The 21786-nt window shown below is 44.2% G+C and carries 22 protein-coding genes; 12 read left to right on the forward strand and 10 right to left on the reverse strand.

Translation table 11 applies throughout. The features are described 5' to 3' along the window. Positions 1 to 11: 11 nt before the first annotated feature. From G4P54_RS04275 to G4P54_RS04315, 9 genes are all read right to left on the reverse strand, one after another. On the reverse strand, positions 12 to 569 hold the full coding sequence (locus G4P54_RS04275; protein WP_167871882.1) for a YfjD family protein: 558 nt from the start codon (positions 567 to 569) through the stop codon (positions 12 to 14). A gap of 23 nt (positions 570 to 592) precedes the next feature. Next, positions 593 to 1360: a YfjC family protein gene (locus G4P54_RS04280; protein WP_167871883.1), complete on the reverse strand. Its 768-nt coding sequence runs from the start codon at positions 1358 to 1360 to the stop codon at positions 593 to 595. Positions 1361 to 1371: 11 nt separating this feature from the next. Further along, positions 1372 to 2574 (reverse strand): tape measure protein, encoded by a 1203-nt coding sequence (locus tag G4P54_RS04285; protein WP_167871884.1) that lies wholly within the window; start codon positions 2572 to 2574, stop codon positions 1372 to 1374. 5 nt (positions 2575 to 2579) lie between these two features. After that, positions 2580 to 2894, reverse strand: a complete 315-nt coding sequence (locus G4P54_RS04290) for a WXG100 family type VII secretion target (RefSeq protein WP_167871885.1) — start codon at positions 2892 to 2894, stop codon at positions 2580 to 2582. Positions 2895 to 3658: 764 nt separating this feature from the next. Then, positions 3659 to 3913: a DUF4176 domain-containing protein gene (locus G4P54_RS04295; protein ID WP_167871886.1), complete on the reverse strand. Its 255-nt coding sequence runs from the start codon at positions 3911 to 3913 to the stop codon at positions 3659 to 3661. 21 nt (positions 3914 to 3934) lie between these two features. Further along, a complete protein-coding gene (locus G4P54_RS04300; protein WP_167871887.1) occupies positions 3935 to 4195 on the reverse strand; it encodes a hypothetical protein in 261 nt (86 codons plus the stop codon). An 11-nt stretch (positions 4196 to 4206) separates the two neighbouring features. Then, on the reverse strand, positions 4207 to 5733 hold the full coding sequence (locus G4P54_RS04305; RefSeq protein WP_167871888.1) for an LXG domain-containing protein: 1527 nt from the start codon (positions 5731 to 5733) through the stop codon (positions 4207 to 4209). 24 nt (positions 5734 to 5757) lie between these two features. Then, the gene (locus G4P54_RS04310; RefSeq protein ID WP_167871889.1) at positions 5758 to 6036 is read right to left on the reverse strand and encodes a DUF5344 family protein; all 279 of its coding nucleotides are present in this window, start codon (positions 6034 to 6036) and stop codon (positions 5758 to 5760) included. 13 nt (positions 6037 to 6049) lie between these two features. After that, complete coding sequence (locus G4P54_RS04315) at positions 6050 to 6427, reverse strand: YwqH-like family protein (protein ID WP_167871890.1); 378 nt, start codon at positions 6425 to 6427, stop codon at positions 6050 to 6052. Positions 6428 to 6782: 355 nt separating this feature from the next. Here G4P54_RS04315 and glvA point away from each other — a divergent pair, with 355 nt between their 5' ends. The 12 genes from glvA to lnrN all read left to right on the forward strand — a co-directional run bounded on the left by glvA (position 6783) and on the right by lnrN (position 21058). Further along, positions 6783 to 8132 (forward strand): maltose-6'-phosphate glucosidase, encoded by a 1350-nt coding sequence (glvA, locus tag G4P54_RS04320; protein WP_167871891.1) that lies wholly within the window; start codon positions 6783 to 6785, stop codon positions 8130 to 8132. Positions 8133 to 8195: 63 nt separating this feature from the next. Beyond that, positions 8196 to 8960, forward strand: coding sequence for a MurR/RpiR family transcriptional regulator GlvR (gene glvR, locus G4P54_RS04325; protein ID WP_167871892.1), 765 nt, complete (start codon positions 8196 to 8198; stop codon positions 8958 to 8960). Positions 8961 to 8974: 14 nt separating this feature from the next. Continuing rightward, positions 8975 to 10558, forward strand: a complete 1584-nt coding sequence (gene malP / locus G4P54_RS04330) for a PTS maltose transporter subunit IIBC (RefSeq protein WP_167871893.1) — start codon at positions 8975 to 8977, stop codon at positions 10556 to 10558. Positions 10559 to 10663: 105 nt separating this feature from the next. After that, positions 10664 to 12385, forward strand: coding sequence for an ABC transporter ATP-binding protein (locus G4P54_RS04335; RefSeq protein WP_167871894.1), 1722 nt, complete (start codon positions 10664 to 10666; stop codon positions 12383 to 12385). After that, complete coding sequence (locus tag G4P54_RS04340; protein WP_024715707.1) at positions 12379 to 14193, forward strand: ABC transporter ATP-binding protein; 1815 nt, start codon at positions 12379 to 12381, stop codon at positions 14191 to 14193. Before G4P54_RS04335 ends, G4P54_RS04340 begins: the two co-directional genes overlap by 7 nt. A gap of 154 nt (positions 14194 to 14347) precedes the next feature. Next, complete coding sequence (catD, locus tag G4P54_RS04345) at positions 14348 to 14752, forward strand: DoxX family oxidoreductase CatD (RefSeq protein WP_024715706.1); 405 nt, start codon at positions 14348 to 14350, stop codon at positions 14750 to 14752. Positions 14753 to 14769: 17 nt separating this feature from the next. After that, positions 14770 to 15627: a catechol 2,3-dioxygenase gene (gene catE, locus G4P54_RS04350; RefSeq protein WP_167871895.1), complete on the forward strand. Its 858-nt coding sequence runs from the start codon at positions 14770 to 14772 to the stop codon at positions 15625 to 15627. 117 nt (positions 15628 to 15744) lie between these two features. Continuing rightward, entirely contained in the window at positions 15745 to 16947 is a 1203-nt protein-coding gene (locus G4P54_RS04355; protein ID WP_024715704.1) for a sensor histidine kinase, read from the forward strand. Next, entirely contained in the window at positions 16944 to 17606 is a 663-nt protein-coding gene (gene lnrK / locus G4P54_RS04360; RefSeq protein WP_167871896.1) for a two-component system response regulator LnrK, read from the forward strand. Before G4P54_RS04355 ends, lnrK begins: the two co-directional genes overlap by 4 nt. A gap of 143 nt (positions 17607 to 17749) precedes the next feature. Next, the gene (gene lnrL / locus G4P54_RS04365; RefSeq protein ID WP_167871897.1) at positions 17750 to 18685 is read left to right on the forward strand and encodes a linearmycin resistance ATP-binding protein LnrL; all 936 of its coding nucleotides are present in this window, start codon (positions 17750 to 17752) and stop codon (positions 18683 to 18685) included. Positions 18686 to 18696: 11 nt separating this feature from the next. Then, positions 18697 to 19887 carry a linearmycin resistance permease LnrM gene (lnrM, locus tag G4P54_RS04370; RefSeq protein ID WP_167871898.1) on the forward strand — a complete coding sequence of 397 codons (1191 nt, stop codon included), beginning with the start codon at positions 18697 to 18699 and terminating at the stop codon, positions 19885 to 19887. Between the two features lie 13 nt (positions 19888 to 19900). Continuing rightward, a complete protein-coding gene (lnrN, locus tag G4P54_RS04375; protein ID WP_167871899.1) occupies positions 19901 to 21058 on the forward strand; it encodes a linearmycin resistance permease LnrN in 1158 nt (385 codons plus the stop codon). A gap of 56 nt (positions 21059 to 21114) precedes the next feature. On the opposite strand, the gene G4P54_RS04380 is transcribed toward lnrN, so the two are convergent. Beyond that, positions 21115 to 21750: a GNAT family N-acetyltransferase gene (locus tag G4P54_RS04380; RefSeq protein WP_167871900.1), complete on the reverse strand. Its 636-nt coding sequence runs from the start codon at positions 21748 to 21750 to the stop codon at positions 21115 to 21117. Positions 21751 to 21786: the final 36 nt, after the last annotated feature.

Raw genomic sequence — 21786 nt, forward strand, 5'->3', positions numbered from 1 at the left:
GAGGAGAGCTATTAAAGCTTCGGGTTATTCTCAAATTCCTTCAAATACGCGTTTCGCTGAACCTCTGTAAACTGGCTGATCCAATTGCTTTTTGCCTCTTCCTTCAGATGAGGGAGGATATAGCATTCAACAGCTTCAAAAAACAACGGATGTGCGATAATGTTCCAGGTTGGGAGGCGAACGACCTTGCCGTCTATTTTTTCGATGATAATATCCTCAAAAAAGATCCCCTTTAGACTGTAACGATGCCGTCCCATATACATCCGTTTGATCTCAGGAAAACGCACGCTGCGCTTTCTCGAGAAGATTTCGCCATCTGGCCCTGTTTTTACGCTGAAAATAACATTGCCCCGGCTTGTGAACGCTGGAAAAGCCATAAAAAGTGTGATCAGCCCATAAACAATCGCCATTAAACCGACGCCCAAATACAGCAGGGCATACTTAGATTGAAATGTAAGAGCTTCAGACACAAGCCACATCCCTGCAATAAAGGCGCCCCCTGTGGCGAGGAACAGCCATATTCTAAAAAACATTCTGCTTTTGACCTGAATGACTTCATTGTTTTTCAATTGCTATTCTCCTTTATCGCTCTTTAGCAAAAAAGTATACCTTTTATCACATCTTTATTTGCTGGTACAATAGAAAATTCATTTTGAGTAATGCCTGTTACCAGCCAAGTATGACGGCTGCCAGGTAAGACGAAAGCCATGTCAGCCACTTCCGGCGAGTTGTCTTTGTCATAAACAAGGCGCATCAGGGTATCCATTTTCCCTTTTCGCAAAGCCAGATCATTTACAAATCGGGTAACGTCCTCTTGGTGGTCATGCTTTTCAAGGAATGCCTTTAGGGATGAGGGGGTGTCTGAAGCGCCCTCCAAGAGCTTCTCAAATTCATTTGAGGTCAGTCTTAGAAGCAAATCACTTTTGTTCTCCGTCTCTACGATATGTAAAAATTCATCTGTCTTCGTAAGCAGTCCTTCAGCCGATTCTAATTTTGTAACGCGGTGGACTTGCTCGTCAAAAAGGAGTTCGTGAGAGTAGGTGCCGAATTTTGATACATGGCAGGACACATTCAGTTCGGCGTCTTGCTCGTCAAATTTAGAGAGCTTTACTGTATAGTCAGCGTCGTTCAATACATGGATAAACGGGCAGTACTCGTCCTTCAGCCGATATTGATGATTCCGAAACTCCGCGGCATCTTTGGCTAATAGTGAGCGGCACGCCGCTTCAAACAAAGCGCCGAGCTGTTCATCTTCTATCTCTGGAAAATAAGCCTGCTTCAAGGCCATCCCCTGTTCAAAAAAACCTTCGCTGTAAAAACAAAATAAAAGCTCTTCTATGCTAATTGTAAACTGCTTCATTGATTATTCTCCTATCCGAATGAAAATTTCCCTTTAAGGAAATGGGTTGCGCCGTGTATGAGCGAATCCGCTGTTTTCTTTGCTGTTTCCATTCCTTTATGTATGGTTTGATTCGCCGCATCTATCCCATCATTTACTGATTTGACGACTTTGCCTGCTGATTCCAGTCCTTTCTTGGCAGTATCAACGACAGCGTGAATCGGCTCCTTCAGCTTTACAGCTGCTTTTTCAGCAAATCCTGAGGTGAATTTTGCGATTTTTTCTCCAACCAAACCTCCTACGGCTGAGCCGATTGTGCCACCGACAACTGTGCCAACAGGGCCTAACACACTTCCAAGGGCACCGCCGACGACAGCGCCTGCCGTTGCTCCTCCTGCGATGAAAATCGTATTATTCACCGCATTTCCGACGGCCTTGGCGTTTTCACGCTTGAGAACTTCCGGTTTGTCTTCGTATTTTGCGTAATTTTCAGCTATTTTCAAGCCTGCTCCGAACGTTTCGGTCGCACCAGTAATCAGTGTGGCAGTAATGGCATTTCCTTTTGCGAATTTCAATCCCGTTTTTCCGACATCTTTTAAGGTTGAGCGTACGCCGGCTTCATTCAGAATTCCTTTTGTGTAGCTCCTGACGCTGTTTGAAAAATCCACCGTATCCTGAGGGAAGTACTTCGTAAACTTTTTATGGACCAAATCCGAAAATGGGCGGTTTGTCTTTTTAAACAAGTATTTAGGGTTCAAAAGCACTCTGGCTGCTTTTTGATAACGTGAGCTGTCAACAGCTCTGGAAATATCCAATAGCAGTTTTGAGTGCCGGGCGTTATGTAATCCGCTTGTCTGTTTCTCAAACTTCGTCAGCCCTAATCCGTAGTATTTTCCTTGCGTCAGCATAAGGGCAGTTAAGCTTGTCATCGTTCCGTATTTGTCGTAGGCATTGTAGAGCTTTCGCAAAATATCATCTTGCTCCACAAATTGATCGCCCGTTTTTCTGATGAATATTTCATTGTCACTCAGCTTGGTGACGAGCGCTTTTCCTGAGCTCCAAGCATCGCCGACTCCGGAGAAACAGCTGCTGTAGCGGGGATCACATTGCAAAATCATCTGTCCCAGCTCCGCATGCAGGTCCTTATATTTGTTTTCCATATCAGTTAATTCAGTGACAACATCATTTGCCAGCTGTTCGAGCTTATCCGGATCAACTGCAATGTTTCCTGACACTCCGTTCACCTCCCGAGTTTATGTCTTTCCTCTCTGGCTTTACGTTCCAGTTCTTCCATTCTCGCAATTTCAGCTTTTCGTTCTTCTATTTTGACGGCGGCTGTCTTCAGTTCTTGGCTAGTTTCAAGCAGCTCCTGTTCGAATTGATCGTAGGCGGCTTTTGTTTCCTCAAAATCCTGGTCGAACGAATCTCTTGCTTTTCCCTGCCAAGCATCCCCCAATGCGGATAATCGGGATTCAAGCAGCATTTTAGAGCTTCTGACCTGATCCGCGGCCGCACTGTACTTGTTTGCTAGCGCAATGACTTTATATGAGTCCAACTTTTGTCCCCTGCCTTTTCTAAATTCACGCACAATTGGATGTTTTATATAAATGATTATAAATAATTCGGCATGTATCCGAATCGTACAAAAGAACCTTTTCATAAGAACTGGAAGGGTGTATATTCACTCAAAATTCACAGTTGTTGAGACTTTAAGATTACAAAAAAGGTAAAAAAAAGAATCTGTAAGAGGGAGTTAACTTAATATCAGGAGTTTTTTCGTTTGGAAGAAGGACGTTTACGAGGTAACAATATATAAAAAGAGCCTAAAATAGGCTCTAAACAAATTGCAAAGGGAGGCGGTATTGTTTACTAATCATTAAAAATAGATTTTATAATCTTATTTATTGCTAAATAAACAAAGAATATAAACAAGCCACTCATCACATACATAATTACCAGTAAAATCAATTTTTGTTTTATTGTCATGTCGGGGACTGCTGAGATTCCGAGTGTCATGCCGATCATAGGTAGCAAATAGAGAATGAAAAAGATTTTTTTCTTATATGTATTCCAAGTGTTTCTCATTGTCTTTCTCCTTGTTTTTTTAAAAGCATCTTATTGGTAACTTTATAACCCGTATAGATTGTTACAGTAGTGATCAAATACAATAAAAAAAGTAAAACGATCCTTATACCGATTTGGATGCCAGGAAGCATAAAAGTAATTAATGTCATACCGATCATGAAAAACAGATAATATAGTAAAATGAATGATTTTTTGTACTTTTTCCAAAATCGTACTACTAAATACTCCATTTTATTAGCCTTTAAAAGTTTCTTGAAGAGCTTTTTCTTCTTGTGTTTGATATCCCTCAAAAAGAACCTCTTCTATCATATCGTGATTGAAGAACAAATTATAATTTTCATTGATATTACCTTCTGGATAAGGAACTGAAACATAATCGTACCTTTTTTGTGAAGATGTTTGAAGCTGATTTCTGCCATAAATCATTACAATTTTTCGCACATTTAAAATTTTTACCACACTACCGATAGGTAGCAATGTATTAGACATTAATTCCTCACTCTTTCCATATTAATTATTTTTTTTCTTAAGCAGGTATGGATGTTTTTTTAACCAGAATTTTTGTCTGAAAATATGTAAGCATAAAGGTATAAGAAAAGTGAATACTGAAATAATAAAAGTAATTAAATATACTACTTCCTTAGGGGTTTCACTATCAATTAACCAATATAGCATGAATAAACTGAAGATACCGAAAGGAACTGGAAAAATAGAACCTATTAATAGTGCCTCATTAATTTTTTTTGGTAAAAGCCCATTTTTTTCACTCAATTATATACCTCCTAGTCATCTTTTTCAGCTCCGAATTTTATCCCTAAACCAATACCTTCTGCAGCATAAAGTTCATTTTCAAGACCTGTTTTCACCTCTATCCCGATGCCGCCAATAGATGCAGTTACCCCAAAATAAGGATCATATTCAATTCCAAACCACTCTTCAAGTGGTTCATAGCCAAACCAATTAAATGGATGTATGGTAAGCTCTGCATCAGCAATACTTGCTGATGCTCCTATACCAACCGAGTAATTTTCAATGCCAGCTTTTGTTTCACCATGACCAATTTTAACCTTAAATAAGGCTGGAGATTTTTTATGATCAAAATTTGCATTAATTATATTAGCTTCTGCTACACCGCCAATCATCTCACCAGATAAAAAAGAGTCCGTGAAACTTTGTAAATATGGTAATGACACTTCTATATTACCTTCAGCCATTCTAAAGTATAATTCTTTAGATTCTAACTTTTCTTCCTTATATGCACTATTTGTATCTATGAGACTTGCGCCAGCTTTAAAATTCACTTTTTGATTGCTTATATCTATATTGGCATATGCATTACCGAAACCTTTATAAATAGCTCCGTTAATTTCTTTATTCTTAGCATACTTTAAATTGTTAATGGCATCAAAAGCGTTATAAATTTCTTGAGTAATGCCTTCATCTTCACTTTTATTTTTATTAATACCATGATCAGCTTTGCTCTTTGAGCCGATGTTTTTAGTTCCTACTGAAGGATCATCTGAATTTGAAATACCGAAAAATTCGATAATTTCTTTCTCATCTTTAGCATTAATTTTATTTAACATTTTGCTCATCGGAGAGTCTTTATCTACTTGTGCATTGTTAAAAACGGTAGAACTGTTAATACTTTTCGGTGAATCGTTGCCAAATTCGGGTTTTAGTACTGAGCCACTTATATAATTATTAATTTCAATTCGAGGACCACCGTATTTTGTATCAAGTTGTTTTAAATAATCTTCCATTGTGGTGATATTTTGATCGACTGATTCTAGAGAACTAGTGTTTTCACGATCGAAGGTATATAGATGTTCCAATGTTTCATCTATATTACTTTCAGCCTTTTTTATTTTTTCGACAAAATTTTCGTCATTCAGATCTTTGAGACTTACAATGTGCTTAACTTTTTCAATCTCCTCATTTGCTTTATCTGTTAGAGATATTATTGATCTCTTAGTAGCTGTTAATCCATTATTCAAATCATTCTCTAAAAAACTTTGCGAAATAAAACCTGTGTTTGTTGGTTCTAATGAATATAATGCACTCTTTATTTTATTTAATACCTCTTTATAATCACTTATTACACAAGAATAAAAAAGAAGAAAGGGAGTGTGACATTCACTAAAAAATGTTCGAATCGCAGTTCCGCCCTCTCCTTTAAGGGAATCGTCTAATGATGCAATTCCTTGTGTACTTTTAATTACATCTGTTAATTTCTCAGCTTGTTTATCTAATTGTTTTATGGTCTTGTCTATAGAGATGAGAAATGAATGTACATCAAGAGTTTTCAAACAATGTTTCCTTCCTTCTTTACATTATTTATTAGTTATTGATTTGGAGAGCACTTCATCTGTTTCTTGCACAGACCTAACTAATTGTTCTGTTTGTGAGATTTGTTTGTTTAAGGAAGAAGCATAATTCTCAGCCAGTTTATTTAATTTGTTATTCAGCGCATTCAGTTTCTTTGTGACATCAAGGTTATTGTGGTCCGTTAAATTAGTAGGAGTAGATACTTTAATAGCTTCAGTGGCATTTTTTAATTTTGTAATTGCTTTTTCAACTTCATGTAAATCAAATTTTATTTCATTCCCCATACAAACTCTTCCTTTATCGATGTGAATTTTTATTTTTTTGTTTTTCTATTTCTTTTTCAATAGAAGTAATCTGATTTTTCAACCCATCTATATCATCAATTAATGTATTAATCTTGTCTTCAATTTTAGTTATAACCTCATTTAATTGTTTACCTTTTAAATCTTGATATTCTGTGTTTATCTCGTCTCGAATAAATTCGAATTTATTTGCTAGACTTCCCTGCCATGTATCCGAGGACAGAGCTGGCTCAGTTATTTTATCTTTTGACTCCAAAAATTCTTGCTGAATATTTTTCAAGTTGGTTTTGCAAGCTTTGAGATCTTCTAAATTCTCCTTTTTTAAACTTAGTTGTGTTTTTACAAAGGATAATCCCAACATTTCACCAAACAACTGTAAACACCTCATTGCGCATAATATGTAATACTTTTGAACTGTTATTAAAATAAAAGGGAGACTTTCCTAATGTTACATGATGGTATGTAATGGATAAATAGGAAATATAGATTAATATAATGATTTCTTTGTTATATTGGTTTTAAATTAATGGAGGTATTAAGCGTGAATGGGTCTATTAGATCGGTTATTTTTGCCTATTGTAAGGATTCACTGCCACTCGAGAAATTTCCCGCTGTATGGGAAAAAACACTAAAATTGATCAAATGACCTAAGTGCGCCAAACGTGTTACGGGACGGGCTCTCTCATGGTATAAATAGAATTGTAAACGTTATCAAGGAGGTCGTCAGTATGAAGAAAAAATCATTCTCAATCGTAATACCGGGCGGAGGGAGCACGTTCACTCCGGGAATCGTTTTGATGCTCTTGGATCATTTGGAGGAGTTTCCGATCAGAAAGCTGAAGCTGTATGACAATGATAAGGAGAGACAGGATCGCATAGCAGGCGCCTGTGACGTTTTCATCAGAGAAAAAGCGCCGGATATTGAATTTACAGCGACGACTGACCCAGAAGAAGCTTTTACAGATGTTGATTTTGTTATGGCGCATATCAGGGTAGGGAAATACGCGATGCGTGCGCTTGATGAGCAAATTCCGCTGAAGTATGGAGTTGTCGGCCAGGAGACGTGCGGACCGGGCGGTATCGCATACGGCATGCGTTCAATCGGCGGCGTGCTTGAAATATTAGATTACATGGAAAAATACTCGCCAGATGCGTGGATGCTTAATTACTCCAATCCGGCGGCGATTGTAGCGGAAGCTACGAGACGCCTCAGACCGGATTCGAAAATTCTTAATATCTGTGATATGCCGGTTGGAATTGAAGACCGAATGGCGCAAATTCTCGGCCTGTCCTCAAGAAAAGAAATGAAGGTCCGCTATTACGGATTAAATCATTTCGGCTGGTGGACGTCGATTCTGGATCAAGAGGGCAACGATTTAATGCCGAAGCTGAGGGAACATGTATCTCAATATGGGTACATTCCGAAGACGGAGGCTGAAGCTGTGGAGGCGAGCTGGAATGATACGTTCGCTAAAGCGCGTGACGTGCAGGCCGCAGATCCTGACACACTGCCGAATACGTATTTGCAATATTACTTGTTCCCGGATGACATGGTGAAAAAATCGAATCCGAATCATACGCGGGCAAACGAAGTGATGGAAGGGCGCGAAGCCTTTATTTTCAGCCAATGTGACATGATCACACGCGAGCAGTCCTCAGAAAACAGCGAAATCAAAATTGATGATCATGCATCATATATCGTGGATCTCGCCCGGGCGATTGCCTACAACACAGGTGAAAGAATGCTCTTGATTGTTGAAAATAACGGAGCGATTGCGAACTTTGACCCGACTGCGATGGTCGAGGTGCCGTGTATCGTCGGCTCAAATGGGCCGGAGCCGATCACCGTCGGCACCATTCCGCAATTCCAAAAAGGGCTGATGGAACAGCAGGTCTCTGTTGAGAAATTGACTGTTGAAGCGTGGGCGGAGAAATCGTTCCAAAAACTGTGGCAGGCGCTGATCCTGTCAAAAACAGTACCAAACGCACGTGTGGCAAGGCTCATTCTCGAGGATTTAGCAGAGGCCAACAAAGACTATTGGCCAGAGCTTGATCAGAGCCCAACCCGTATTTCATAACTAAATTCCCCCATTTTCGAATCTGTAATTGTATATAATAGAAAGAAAATGGGGGGATATGATATGCAGCTCGAAGAACTGATTAATCAGCACTACAGCAAATTAAATGACAACGATTTTCATATTTTAAAATATATATTGAATCATAAGCACACGTGCTATCGCCTTGGAATCGACGCGCTGGCCAAAGCTTGCAGCGTATCGCGTTCCTCGATTTTGCGGCTTGCCCAAAAGCTCGGTTTCAGCGGCTACAGTGAATTTCGCGTTTTTTTAAAGTGGGAAGATCAGCCGGAAGAAGGCGAGAGTATGAGTTTTCAAAAGCTGCTTGATGATATGGAAGCAAATTTGAAGTTCCTAAGGACAAAGAACATGACGGACATGTGCCAGCTGATTGATGAAGCCGACCGCATTTTCGTGTACGGATCGGGAAATGCGCAAAAAATATGCGCCCGCGACCTGCAAAGAATGTTTATTCCGCGCCATCGATATCTCATTTTGATTGAAGACACAAATGAATTTCATCTGATGCGCGATGATTTTAAAGGAAACGATCTGTTTATCATCATTTCTCTTTCCGGAGAAACACCGGAGCTGATTCCTCAGGCAAGAATGCTTTCTGCAAAGGGGATTCCCTTTATTTCCATCACGAATTTGAAAAATAATGTCCTTGCCCAGCTGACTCCGCACAATCTTTATGCGACAAGCAAACCTGTGACATTAAGCGATAAAACGGAAATTGTCGCCTTTGCACCGTTTTTTCTCGTTGGCGAAGCATTGTTCCGCGCATATGTTGATTACAAAGAGGCAGAAAAAAATGACATTGAGTAGCAGGGGGTTCTGGTATGATGCAAAAAATTCAGCGCTTTGGAAGCGCTATGTTTGTGCCTGTTCTATTGTTCGCGTTCGCCGGCATTATCGTCGGTGTCAGCACGCTCTTTAAAAATAAAACCCTCATGGGCCCGCTCGCCGATCCCGACGGGCTTTGGTATCAGTGCTGGTATATCATTGAGCAGGGGGGCTGGACAGTTTTTAATCAAATGCCGCTCTTATTCGCCATCGGCATTCCGGTTGCTTTGGCGAAGAAAGCTCAGGCGCGCGCTTGCTTGGAAGCGCTTACTGTATATTTGACGTTCAATTACTTTGTCAGCTCAATCTTGACGGTATGGGGAGGCGCATTTGGCGTCGACATGAACCAGGAGGCTGGCGGAACGAGCGGATTAACAATGATCGCGGGTATTAAAACACTTGATACCAACATTATTGGAGCGATCTTCATTTCTTCGATTGTGGTCTTTTTGCATAACCGCTATTTTGATAAAAAACTGCCTGATTTTCTCGGCATCTTTCAAGGCTCAACGTATATCGTGATGATTTCCTTTTTCATTATGATCCCGATCGCTCTCGCCGTGTCTTACATTTGGCCGATGGTTCAATCGGGAATCGCTTCGCTTCAAAGCTTCCTGGTCGCTTCCGGAGCGGTGGGCGTTTGGATTTACACGTTTTTGGAACGGATTTTGATTCCGACGGGTCTTCATCATTTTATTTACACGCCGTTTATTTATGGGCCCGCTGTAGCGGAAGGCGGGATCGTCACGTATTGGGCGCAGCATCTCGGCGAATATTCACAAAGCGCCAAACCGCTGAAGGAGCTCTTCCCGCAAGGCGGATTCGCGCTCCATGGCAACTCGAAAATCTTCGGCATTCCGGGAATCGCTTTGGCGTTTTATGTCACTGCTAGAAAGGAAAAGAAAAAACTTGTTGCAGGGCTATTGATCCCTGTCACGCTGACGGCGATTGTCGCGGGTATTACAGAACCGATTGAGTTCACTTTCTTATTTATTTCTCCTTTCTTATTTGCGGTTCACGCCGTTCTTGCCGCCACAATGTCGACGGTCATGTATATGGCGGGTGTCGTCGGTAATATGGGAGGCGGTCTGATCGAGCTGATGACCTTGAATTGGATTCCGCTCTTCGGCAGCCACGGTATGACGTATGTGTATCAAATTTTGATCGGGCTTTCTTTTACAGCTATTTATTTTTTCGTCTTCCGATTTTTAATCCTCAAATTCAACATCGCAACACCGGGACGGGAAAAGGATGAACAGCAGGAAACAAAGCTCTATTCGAAAAAGGAATACAGAGAAAGAAAAAACAAGGACGAAACGGCCTCCGCAGCTGAAACGGCGGATGACACCGCTTTTTTGTATATTGAAGCGCTGGGCGGAAAAGACAACATCACCGAAGTCACTAACTGCGCCACCCGCCTCAGAGTCAGCGTCAAGGATGAAACAAAGGTTGAACCCGACAGCGTCTTCCGCGCGCTTGGGGCACACGGCGTTGTCAGGAACGGGAAAGCATTTCAAGTGATTATCGGATTGAGCGTTCCGCAGATGCGGGAGCGTGTCGAAAAAATATTGAATCAATAAAGCCAGCCCTCCTTTTTGGGAGGGTTTTCGTTTGCCGTCAAAAAGACCGTCATAGTAAAGTAAAGAAAGAGATAATCGAGTAAAAAGGAGTTTGGGGGCTTTTACATGCGAAAGGCTTTATCGTTTTTAAAACCATACTCATTGCTGGCGGGAATTGCGCTCGTTCTCATGTTGACGGAGCTTGCGGTTGAACTGATGCAGCCTTTATTAATCGCAAAAATCATCGACGATGGGATTTTGAAGCAGGATCTGCGGCATGTGTGGACGTGGGGCGCGGTCATGATCGGACTGACGGTATTATCATTTGCGGCGGGAATGCTGAATTCCTTTTATGCCGCACATGTCAGCCAAAGTTTTTCTTATGATACGAGAAAAGGCCTTTTTCAAAAAATCCAGTCCTTCTCCTATTCTACATTTGGACAGTTTTCGTCCTCTTCTTATATCACCAGGCTGACAAACGATGTCACACAGGTTCAAAACATGATTTTTATGAGTTTGCGGTTTATGCTGCGGGCTCCGTTAATGATTGCAGGCGGCATTGTGCTGTCGCTCGCCGTTAACGTGAAGCTCGGCTTTTTTCTGCTTGTGACCATTCCGATCCTGATCTTGTTTTTGCTTTGGGTGTTAAAGAAAGGCGGGGCGCTGTTCCGCTCCGTGCAGAAACGGCTGGATCAGGTGAATACCGTCATGCAGGAAAATTTAACCGCGATCAAGCTGATCAAAGCGCTGCTCCGCGGCAGCCACGAGGTCAAACGATTTATCAAAGCGAACACGAGGCTGATGGAAAAAACCGTTTCAGCCTTTCAGCTTGTGGAATTTACGATGCCTGTGCTGATGCTGCTAATGAACCTCTGCATCCTGTTGATTTTGTGGGCAGGGGCCTACAGTATCACGAGCGGCGGCACTCAGGTCGGTGATGTTGTCGCGATTATTAACTACGCAACACGAATGACAGGCGCGCTTTCAATGTTTCCGTTTTTGATTATGATTTTCACCCGGGCGAAGGCTTCCGGGGATAGAATAGGCGAGGTGCTTGAAACGGAAGGCGATGAGCGGGAGGCAGGCGTCATATCTGACCGTTTGTCGGGCCGGATTGCGTTTCAGCATGTTTCCTTCAGCTATCCTGAAATGGACAGAGAAGCACTCCGGAATGTCTCATTCTCCGTCAAGCCAAGGGAAACGATCGCGATTCTCGGTGCGACGGGATCAGGCAAGTCCACGCTCTTTCAGCTCATTCCGCGGCTTTATCAGCCTGATTCAGGAAGCATTTATATCGATGAAAAGCCGATTCGAAATTTTCCGGCTGAAGGGCTTCGCAAGCAAATTGGGTATGTACCGCAGGAAGTGCTCCTGTTTTCCGGCACAATTAAAGAAAATATCGCCTGGGGCAAAGAAAATGCTTCACTTGATGAAATAATAGAAGCAGCAAAACATGCGCAAATTCATGAAACCATTAGGAAGCTTCCAAATGGCTATGACACTGTGCTGGGGCAACGGGGCGTCAACCTGTCTGGCGGCCAGAAGCAGCGGATTTCCATTGCGAGGGCGCTGATTCGAAAGCCTGCCATCCTTCTTTTAGATGACAGCACAAGCGCGCTGGACCTGCAAACGGAGGCGAAGCTGCTTGAGGCAATCAGCACGTATGAGTGCACAACGTTGATCATTACGCAAAAAATGACCACGGCGATGAAAGCTGATCAAATTTTGCTGCTTGACGATGGCGAACTGATTGAAAAAGGCACGCATAGTGAGCTGCTTTCTGAATCACAGTTATACAAGCGCATTTATGAGTCGCAATTCGGAAGGGAGGGGGGCGAGTCATGCTAAAAGACATCCGCAAGCCTTTCCAATATCCCAAGCTGCCTATTGACAATCAAGAAGGCGCGAAAAAAAGGGCAAAAGCAAAGGACACAACCGGCACACTGAAGCGAATCTGGTCTTACTTGGCTGAACGAAAAGGACTGCTTATCCTTGTCATGCTGATGGTTGTCATCAGCGCGATATTCGGGCTCCTCGGCCCCTTCGTGATCGGAAAGGCCATCGACCATTTTATTGTGGGGAAAACGGTCAGCGGACTGATTCCTGTTTTGCTTCTTCTGCTCGCTATCTATATCATTCAATCCCTGTCGCTATGGTTTCAAAACTATTGGATGATAACAATCTCGCAGGGCACGGTCTTCAGAATGAGAAGCGAATTGTTCACCCATCTGCATGAGCTGCCGATTCCGTTTTTTGATAAACAGCGGCACGGCGAGCTGATGAGCCGGGTGACGAATGACATCGAAAATGTCAGCTCGACCTTAAACACGTCGGTCATTCAAATTTTGTCAAGTGTCATCACCTTTGTCGGAACGATTGCGGTGATGCTGTATATGAGCCCGCTCTTGACAGTGATTACCCTGACCATTATTCCGGTGATGGCAGTAAGCCTGAAATGGATCACCAACCGGACGGGGAAGCTGTTTAAAGAACAGCAGAAAAACCTTGGCGAGCTGAATGGATATATTGAGGAATCTGTTTCGGGCGCAAAGGTGATCAAAGCCTATTCGCGTGAAAAGCAGATCACAGCTGAATTTCTCGAAAAAAATGCTGCGCTCAAGACGTCGGGCTTCTGGGCTCAGACGATTTCGGGGTTTATCCCGAAAGTCATGAACTCTTTGAATAACTTAAGCTTTACCTTGATTGCCGCAATCGGAGGTCTGTTCGCGCTGAAAGGCTGGCTCTCGATCGGCTCCATCGTCGTCTTTGCAGAGTATTCAAGACAATTTACACGCCCTTTAAACGATCTGGCGAACCAGTTTAATACGATGCTGTCCGCCATTGCCGGCGCTGAACGGGTGTTTGACGTGCTTGATGAAAAAGAAGAGCGCGAGGATGAGAAAGACGCCATGCATCAGCCGATCCAAACAGGCAGCATTGAATTCCGCGATGTGTCCTTCGGTTACGATGAAGGGCAGCAGACACTGAAGCATTTACAGTTTACCGTGCCTGCCGGGCAGTCTATCGCGTTTGTCGGGCCGACGGGAGCGGGAAAAACAACCGTCACAAATCTTCTCGCCCGTTTTTACGAGCCTGATGAGGGAACGATTTTGATTGACGGAACGGATATTAAAACGCTCACTAGAGCAAGCCTGAGGAAAAACATGGGGTTTGTCCTTCAAGATTCGTTCTTGTTTCAGGGAACGATCAAGGAAAATATCCGCTATGGCAGGCTTGATGCTTCTGATCAGGAAGTCGAAGCCGCTGCAAAAACAGCGAACGCCCACAGCTTTATCGAAAGGCTGCCAAAAGGATATGACACAGTGCTGACGCAAAACGGATCAGGCATCAGCCAAGGACAGAAACAATTGATTTCCATAGCCAGGGCGGTGCTTGCCGATCCGGTTCTTCTCATTCTGGATGAAGCGACAAGCAACATTGATACCGTCACAGAAGTCAACATTCAAGAGGCGCTCGCCCGTTTAATGAAGGGAAGAACAAGCGTCATCATCGCCCACAGGCTGAACACCATTCAAAGAGCGGACCAGATTGTAGTGCTGAAAAACGGCGAAATGATTGAAAAAGGCAGCCATGATGAGCTGATCCGGCAAAAAGGATTTTACAGTGACTTATATGAAAGCCAATTTAAGAAATAGACCTTTGTCCTGCACAGAGGTCTTTTTTTGTTACAGGTTTATAGTACTTTTATTTCATTTTCGTAAAATGTAATGAAATTACTTGACGTAAACAAGTTATGTATATATACTAGCTTACATTAAGTAAGTGATAACATTTATCAAGGAGGATAACATGAATAAATCATTTGAAGTTGGCACATTACTTTTAAGAGTTATTACAGGTATTATCTTTTTCGTTCACGGTTTATCAAAGTTTCAAGGGATGGAGGGCACAATCCAATTTTTCGGCAGCATAGGCCTTCCAAGCTTTATGGCGTATGTTATCGCAGCGATTGAACTCGTTGGCGGAGTGCTTGTTTTCTTCGGTTTGGCTACTCGTATTGTGGGTGTTCTGTTTGCCCTCACGCTGATCGGAGCCATCATTACAGTCAAGCTGAAAGCGCCTTTCATGGGCAATGCAGAATTTGATTACCTTCTGCTTTTGACATCAATCCATCTGGCCCTTTCAGGAAGCCGATTCCTGGCCCTGGACTCATTGGTGTTTAAGGCGAAAAAGAGCGAAAACGTATCAGTATAAGAAAAGAGGCATACAGCATGATCAGCATTCATGAGGATACCAATATTGGCTATGTCAAACTCACAATCCGCAATTTGGAGCGTTCCCTTCGTTTCTACTGTAACGCCATCGGCTTCAAAGTCTTAAAAAAGACGGATCGCCAAGCTGAATTAACGGCTGATGGGAAACGCGCACTGCTTATTCTTGAAGAAAATCCAAGCGCCGTCGTCTTGCCTGAACGGTCTGTGACGGGTCTTTATCACTTTGCGATTCTTCTTCCGAACAGGAAGGAGCTTGGCATTACGCTCGCCCGCCTGATTGAACACGGCATTGCGATTGGGCATGGGGATCATGCTGTGAGTGAAGCGCTCTATCTGTCTGATCCTGATGGAAACGGCATTGAAATGTACGCTGACCGCCCCCGCAGCACGTGGCAGCGTGATCCTGAAGGAAACTATGTGATGACGACAACTGCTGTTGACATTGAGGGTCTTCTTGAAGAGGCCGGAGATGAGCGGAAAGCAGCGCTTCCGAACGATACCATTATCGGACACATCCATCTCCATGTCAGTGATTTGAGTGAAGCAAAAGCGTTTTATACAGATGTGCTGGGCTTTGACATTGTCGGAAACTATGCGGGCATGTCCGCTCTTTTCGTTTCAGCCGGAGGCTACCACCATCATATCGGCTTAAACATTTGGGCGGGAAGAAACGCGCCGCCTAAACCGACAAATGCCAGCGGACTAGACTATTACACGGTTGTCCTGCCTCACCAAGAGGAACTCGATCAAGTGGCAGACCGAGTCAAACGTGCCGGATATTCAATCGAAGAAACGGAAAAAAGCTTCCGGGTGAAAGATCCTGTGTCAGGAGCATATATTGTCTTTATGATTTGACTGTAATCCCTTTGCCGAAAAAACGGCAGAGGGATTTTTGTTTTCCAGAAACTTCTGTCAAAAATGACCTGAGGCAGGTATGATAAGAAGGGAATTGGGTAACGGGAGTGATTGAGCGTGAAGGCTCTGTTTTTTACGAGAATGTTCACCTTGATGGTGAGCTGTTTAATGTATTTGTCCATTGTGAAAGAGAATAACTGGTTTGAATATGCATGGATTGCAGCAGGTGCTGCCGTGTATGCAGCCAATCATGTTTTACTGACAAAAGAGACAAATGCCTTCTGGTTTTGTCTGATTGATATCGCCGTCGGCTTTTCGTTCGGGTTCATCTTTCCCGGCACCGGCTTGTTCATTATCATGCTCTGTCCGGTTGCAGTCGCCTTTTTTCTGCGGGGATTTCAAAAGAGAACTGCTTGGTTTGTCTTATGTCTATGCCTGATTTTGTTTTTGATCGTCCTCATCCGTACATATATGATGTTCGGCAATGAATTTGTCATCGATCATTTGACCAGCATGACATTCGTTGTCTTCTGCGGTGTCGTCGGCAAATTAGTCCGCAAGCTGCTGGAGGCGCAGGATATAGCAAATCAGCAGTTTCAGGAATTGACGGAATCCCATCTGGCGCTGTCTGCTGCACATGAGGAGCTGCATTTATATGCGAAGCAGGTTGAAGAGCTGACAGCCATTCATGAGCGAAACAGAATGGCAAGGGACATCCATGATACAGTCGGGCACAAAATGACAGCCCTTCTCGTCCAGCTGCAGCTTTTGCGTGAATGGCAAAAAAGAGACAGCCAAAAAGCGGAGGAGACAGTCGGAATATGTGAAACGCTTGCCCGTGAAGCGCTTGACGATGTCCGCTTATCAGTGCGGACCCTGCAAACGGAAAACGATCCTTCGGTCATCGAATCGCTAAAACAGCTGACAGAGGACTTTTACAAAAATGCAGGAGTCACAACAGAATTTACGGTCAGCGGCGATCCTGCGCTGATCCCGCTGTCTCTTCATCCGACTCTGGTCAGAACGGTGCAGGAAGCACTGACCAATGCCAAACGGCACGGCGGCGCCACCGCCTGTTCGGTCCGGCTTGCCTGTACAACGGACGGCATCAGCCTTGTCATTAAGGATGACGGAAAAGGAAATCCCGAGGCGGCACTCGGATTTGGCCTCTTGAATATGAAAAAACGGGCAGCGGAGCATGGCGGAATGATACGCTTTGAGAGTGAACGGAATCAAGGGTTTACTGTCATCGCTGAATTTTCACTGGCTAATAAAAAATGGAGCTTCGGGCCTGCGCAGCAAAAGGAGAGTTTATCATGATTAGGATCATCATTACCGACGATCAGGATATCGTCAGAGAAGGACTGGCATCACTGCTTCAGCTTAGAGAAGAGCTTGATGTGATCGCAACAGCGCGAAACGGGCAGGAAGCCTTCGAAAAAGCGAAAGAACTTGATCCGGATATTGTATTAATGGACATCCGAATGCCGGTCTCCAACGGAGTTGAAGGGACAAAATTGATCACAAACTCTTTATCTGATGTAAAGGTTTTGATGCTGACGACCTTCAAGGATTCAGAGCTGATTGCAGAAGCGCTTGAAGAAGGAGCGAGCGGATACCTGCTGAAGGACATGTCAGCCGATACGATTGTAAAAGCGGTGATGACGGTTCAATCTGGCGGAATGGTGCTCCCTCCGGACCTGACTGCTCAAATGCTGAATGAGTGGAAGCGTGAAAAACAGCTGAAAGGAATAAACGAGATAGAAAAACCGAAGGAGCTGCTCGACTTGACCGAGCGTGAAATCGAAGTTTTGGCTGAGCTGGGGTACGGGCGGAATAACAAAGAAATTGCCGAAAAGCTGTTCATTACAGAAGGCACAGTGAAAAATCACGTGTCGAACATTATCAGCAAGCTTTCTGTCAGGGACAGAACCCAAGCTGCCATCTATTCGGTCAGATATGGTGTATCTGTCTTTTGACATATGACGTTTTGCATATGCGTTTCTCTGAAAAGGCCTTTTCCAGGCCTTTTTTTCATGCCTTACATTCTATCCCGCGCTACATGCCGAACGACTTTCTTTTTTCTACAATGGCAATAGGATTACAAAAGGAGTGAAACGACGTGCTGCAAGCAGAAAACATCAAAAAGGCATATGGGAAAAAAACAATCGTGAAAGGCATTTCATTTTCCATCCAAAAGGGCGAGTCATTCGGTCTGCTCGGACCAAACGGCGCGGGAAAGTCCACAACCATCTCGATGATATCCGGACTCGTGCCGCATGACAGCGGGAATATCACAGTGGGCGGCTATATCATCGGTAAAGAAACGGCCAAAGCGAAACAAAAAATCGGCGTTGTCCCGCAGGAAATCGCTTTATATCCTACGCTGACGGCTCATGAGAATCTGATGTTTTGGGGGAAAATGTACGGGCTTACGCACGGTGAGGCCAAAAAAAGATCGGCGGAGGTTCTTGAATATGTCGGCCTGACTGAGCGGGCCAAAGATAAAATTGAAACGTTCTCAGGCGGAATGAAACGGAGAATCAACATTGGCGCCGCCTTAATGCACAAGCCCGAGCTGCTGATCATGGATGAACCGACTGTCGGTATCGATCCTCAATCGAGAAATCATATTTTAGAAACAGTAAAACAGCTCAATGAAACGGGCATGACGGTGATCTATACGAGTCATTACATGGAAGAGGTCGAGTATTTATGCGACCGGATAGGCATTATCGATCAGGGAGAAATGATTGCGATCGGCACAAAAAACGATCTGTGCAGCCGCCTTGGAGGAGACACCGTCATTCAGCTCACGGTCAGCGGGATCGATGAAGCGTTTCTTTTTGCAATCCGTTCTCTGGCTCATGTGAATGATGTGACAGTACATGAATCAAAGCTCAAAATTGACATTTCTGCAGCTCACCATGAGAAAGTCGTCACAAGTCTGCTTGCGGAAGCAGCCGTCCATCATATCAACCTGCTGTCTCTCCAGGTGCAGGAACCAAACCTGGAGCGCCTGTTTCTGAATCTGACCGGGCGCACTTTACGGGATTAGGAGGGACGGTAATGAAAAAAAGCTTATGGATCGCATGGAAAGATGTCAAAATCAGAATCACGGACAGAAAAGGGTTTATGATGCTTATTTTAATGCCGCTGATCCTGACCTGTATTCTAGGGGCGGCGCTCGGATCGGTTGTTGACGGAGGCAGCCGGATTGACGGCATCAAAGTCGGGTATGTCCAGTCAGACCAATCGGATGAAGCGAACATGTTTAAAACAGACGTGCTCAAAAAAATGAAGTCGCTAAAGGTCACACAAGCCAGCAGCGAAGATGAGATGAAGAACCTGCTCGCTGAAAAGAAAATCGATGTCGGCATCGTCATTCCGAAACATTGGGAAGCCGGCAAAACGTCAGCTCTTGTTTATGCTGATCCCGATCAAACCATAAAAAGCTCCATCATCGAAACAGCCGCCGCATCTTTCATAGACCAATATAAAGCGGTAAAAGATGCTGCGTCGGCATCAATGGACTACATAAGCAAAACATCTGCTGTCAAACAAGGAAAACTTGATCCTACACATTTTGCAGACAACCTAGTCCACAGGCTTGAAAAAGAAACGGGTGACAAACTTTCTATTAAGGAAGAATCAGTTGGCAGCAAGGCCGTTACCAGTTTTCAATACTATTCGGCGGCAATGCTTTGCATGTTTATGCTGTTTCATATGACAGTCGGGGCGAAATCCTTTTTACAGGAAAAGGAGACGGAAACGCTTGCCAGAATGCTGATGACGCCTGCGCAAAAATACGCCATTCTCATCGGAAAATGGCTCGGAACCTATCTATTTGCCATCATACAATTTTTCATATTTCTGATTGTCACGATCAATGTATTCGGTGTGGACTGGGGCGGCAATCTGCTGTTTGTGAGTGTACTCGGGCTTTCTTATGCTGCGGCTGTATCAGGCATTTCAGTGCTGCTTGCGTCGTGTATCAGCGATATGAAATCGGCCGATGCGATCGGCGGCTTCGGCATTCAATTGCTTGCGGTTCTCGGCGGGTCTATGCTGCCGCTGTACCAGTTTCCGGACTTCTTGCAGTCTGTATCCAAAGCGGTTCCGAATCGATGGGCGCTTGACGGCTTTCTTTCTTTAATGGAAGGGGGAGGCTGGGCTGATCTTCAAAAGCCTGTGCTTCTTTTTGCGGCGATCGGCCTTTGTTCACTCGTGCTTGGCATCAGACGGCTTCATACAAGATAAGGAGGTACACCAAGTGAAAAAAATCTTAGCCATTTGCGGCATTGAGCTTTCTCTCATTTTCAAGAAGCGGCAGAACTATTTGATGATGTTCGCTGCCCCGCTTTTGCTGACCTTTGTATTTGGAGGGATGCTCGGCGGCAATGACGGCAAGCTGCGGCTTGCCGTCATTGATCAGGACGACACGATTCTCTCGCAGCATTATATTCGGCAGCTGAAAACACACGATGATATGTATACATTTGAAACCATGTCTGAAAGCAAAGCGTCAGAAAAGCTGAAACAAAAGAAAATTGCCGGGACCATCATCATACCCCGCTCGTTTCAGGCACAGCTCGAAAAAGGAAAACATCCTGAGCTAGTCTTCCGGCACGGCCCGGACCTGTCGGAAGCGCCGATGGCCAAACAATATGCAGAAAGCACATTGGCAAAGCTTAATATTCAGGTTGCCGCGGCGAAAACGTCAGCTCAGGCAGCGGGGGAGAACTGGAAGGCGGCTTATCAAACGCTTTTCGCCAAAGATCCTAAAGATACAGCACCGGCGGTAAAACGAAAGACATTCAGCGATAGTGAAAAAAATGCGGGCGCAAGTGACACAGCCTCCACAGCAGCGGGTTTTTCCATTCTGTTTGTCATGCTGACCATGATGGGGGCGGCGGGAACCATTTTAGAAGCTAGAAAAAACGGTGTCTGGCCGAGATTGCTTACGGCTTCCGTCAGCCGGGCGGAAATCGGGGCCGGGTATGTGCTGTCCTTCTTTGTCATTGGATGGATTCAATTTGGCATATTGCTGCTCGCAACCCATTGGCTGTTTGGCATCAACTGGGGCAATCCCGGTGCGGTTATTGTGTTACTATCGTTTTTTCTGCTGACCGTTGTCGGCATCGGATTAGTGGTTGCGGCCAATGTCAGAACGCCGGAGCAGCAGCTTGCGTTCGGCAACTTATTCGTTATCGCAACGTGTATGGTAAGCGGAATGTATTGGCCGATAGATATTGAGCCGAAATTTATGCAGTCCATCGCTGAATTTCTTCCGCAAAAGTGGGCGATGAGCGGGCTGACTGAGATTATCGCCAACGGCGCGCACATCACAGATATTCTCGGCATCTGCGGCATTTTGTTTGCTTTTGCGGCAATTACATTCGCAGCGGGGCTGAAAGCGCTCCGAGCCTAAAAAAACATCTGCCTTCAGGGCAGATGTTTTTTGCATATTATAAACCATTGTGCCGGCTAAATACCCGGGCGGCATGGCTGAACGCCGCCTTTATCACACCCTGTGTAAGTCAGCTGCAGTCTCTGTTCCAAATGCTGTTTCACTGACGGCCAGTCACTGTCGATAATGCTGTAAAAGACCGAATTGCGGAATGTTCCGTCTTTTCTAATCATTTGGTTTCGCAATATGCCTTCTTTGACTGCTCCCAGACGTTCAATCGCCTTTTGCGATCTGATATTCCGCTCATCCGTTTTGAACTGCACCCGAATCGTGTTCAGCTGTTCAAAGCAATACTGTAACAGCAAATATTTGCATTCAGTGTTGACCGAGGTGCCCCACACTGAAGGATGGAACCACGTCCAGCCGATTTCAAGACTTTTTGAAGCGGATGACATATATAGAAACCGCGTCGTGCCGACGATTTTGCCAGTCTCACGATGAATAATCACGAATGGAAATTCCGCGCCTGATTCCTTAGCTTGCAGCGCTTCCTCAACAAAAGCCTCCATATTATGCAGCGTTCTGATGGTTTTCGGTAAATGGGCCCAAATGTTTTCATCATTTGCAGCTTCATATAAACCTTCAATATGGCTTTTGTCCATCGGCACCACTCGGATATGTTCACCTATTAATTCATGCAATGTCACTTTCATGTTCCACCCCCGCTAAGTATTGGAGCAGCCTCAAGG

It is taken from the genome of Bacillus tequilensis, from assembly GCF_012225885.1.
In the GTDB taxonomy this organism is placed as follows: domain Bacteria; phylum Bacillota; class Bacilli; order Bacillales; family Bacillaceae; genus Bacillus; species Bacillus tequilensis.

What these genes read in the sequence shown, in the direction of transcription:
- catE (WP_167871895.1), top strand. Translation starts at nt 14,770, where the DNA reads ATGATCAGCATTCATGAGGATACCAATATTGGCTATGTCAAACTCACA.
- lnrM (WP_167871898.1), top strand. Translation starts at nt 18,697, where the DNA reads ATGAAAAAAAGCTTATGGATCGCATGGAAAGATGTCAAAATCAGAATC.
- G4P54_RS04280 (WP_167871883.1), bottom strand. Translation starts at nt 1,360, where the DNA reads ATGAAGCAGTTTACAATTAGCATAGAAGAGCTTTTATTTTGTTTTTAC.
- glvA (WP_167871891.1), top strand. Translation starts at nt 6,783, where the DNA reads ATGAAGAAAAAATCATTCTCAATCGTAATACCGGGCGGAGGGAGCACG.
- G4P54_RS04340 (WP_024715707.1), top strand. Translation starts at nt 12,379, where the DNA reads ATGCTAAAAGACATCCGCAAGCCTTTCCAATATCCCAAGCTGCCTATT.
- catD (WP_024715706.1), top strand. Translation starts at nt 14,348, where the DNA reads ATGAATAAATCATTTGAAGTTGGCACATTACTTTTAAGAGTTATTACA.
- malP (WP_167871893.1), top strand. Translation starts at nt 8,975, where the DNA reads ATGATGCAAAAAATTCAGCGCTTTGGAAGCGCTATGTTTGTGCCTGTT.
- G4P54_RS04295 (WP_167871886.1), bottom strand. Translation starts at nt 3,913, where the DNA reads ATGTCTAATACATTGCTACCTATCGGTAGTGTGGTAAAAATTTTAAAT.
- G4P54_RS04310 (WP_167871889.1), bottom strand. Translation starts at nt 6,036, where the DNA reads ATGGGGAATGAAATAAAATTTGATTTACATGAAGTTGAAAAAGCAATT.
- G4P54_RS04335 (WP_167871894.1), top strand. Translation starts at nt 10,664, where the DNA reads ATGCGAAAGGCTTTATCGTTTTTAAAACCATACTCATTGCTGGCGGGA.
- G4P54_RS04380 (WP_167871900.1), bottom strand. Translation starts at nt 21,750, where the DNA reads ATGAAAGTGACATTGCATGAATTAATAGGTGAACATATCCGAGTGGTG.
- lnrK (WP_167871896.1), top strand. Translation starts at nt 16,944, where the DNA reads ATGATTAGGATCATCATTACCGACGATCAGGATATCGTCAGAGAAGGA.
- glvR (WP_167871892.1), top strand. Translation starts at nt 8,196, where the DNA reads ATGCAGCTCGAAGAACTGATTAATCAGCACTACAGCAAATTAAATGAC.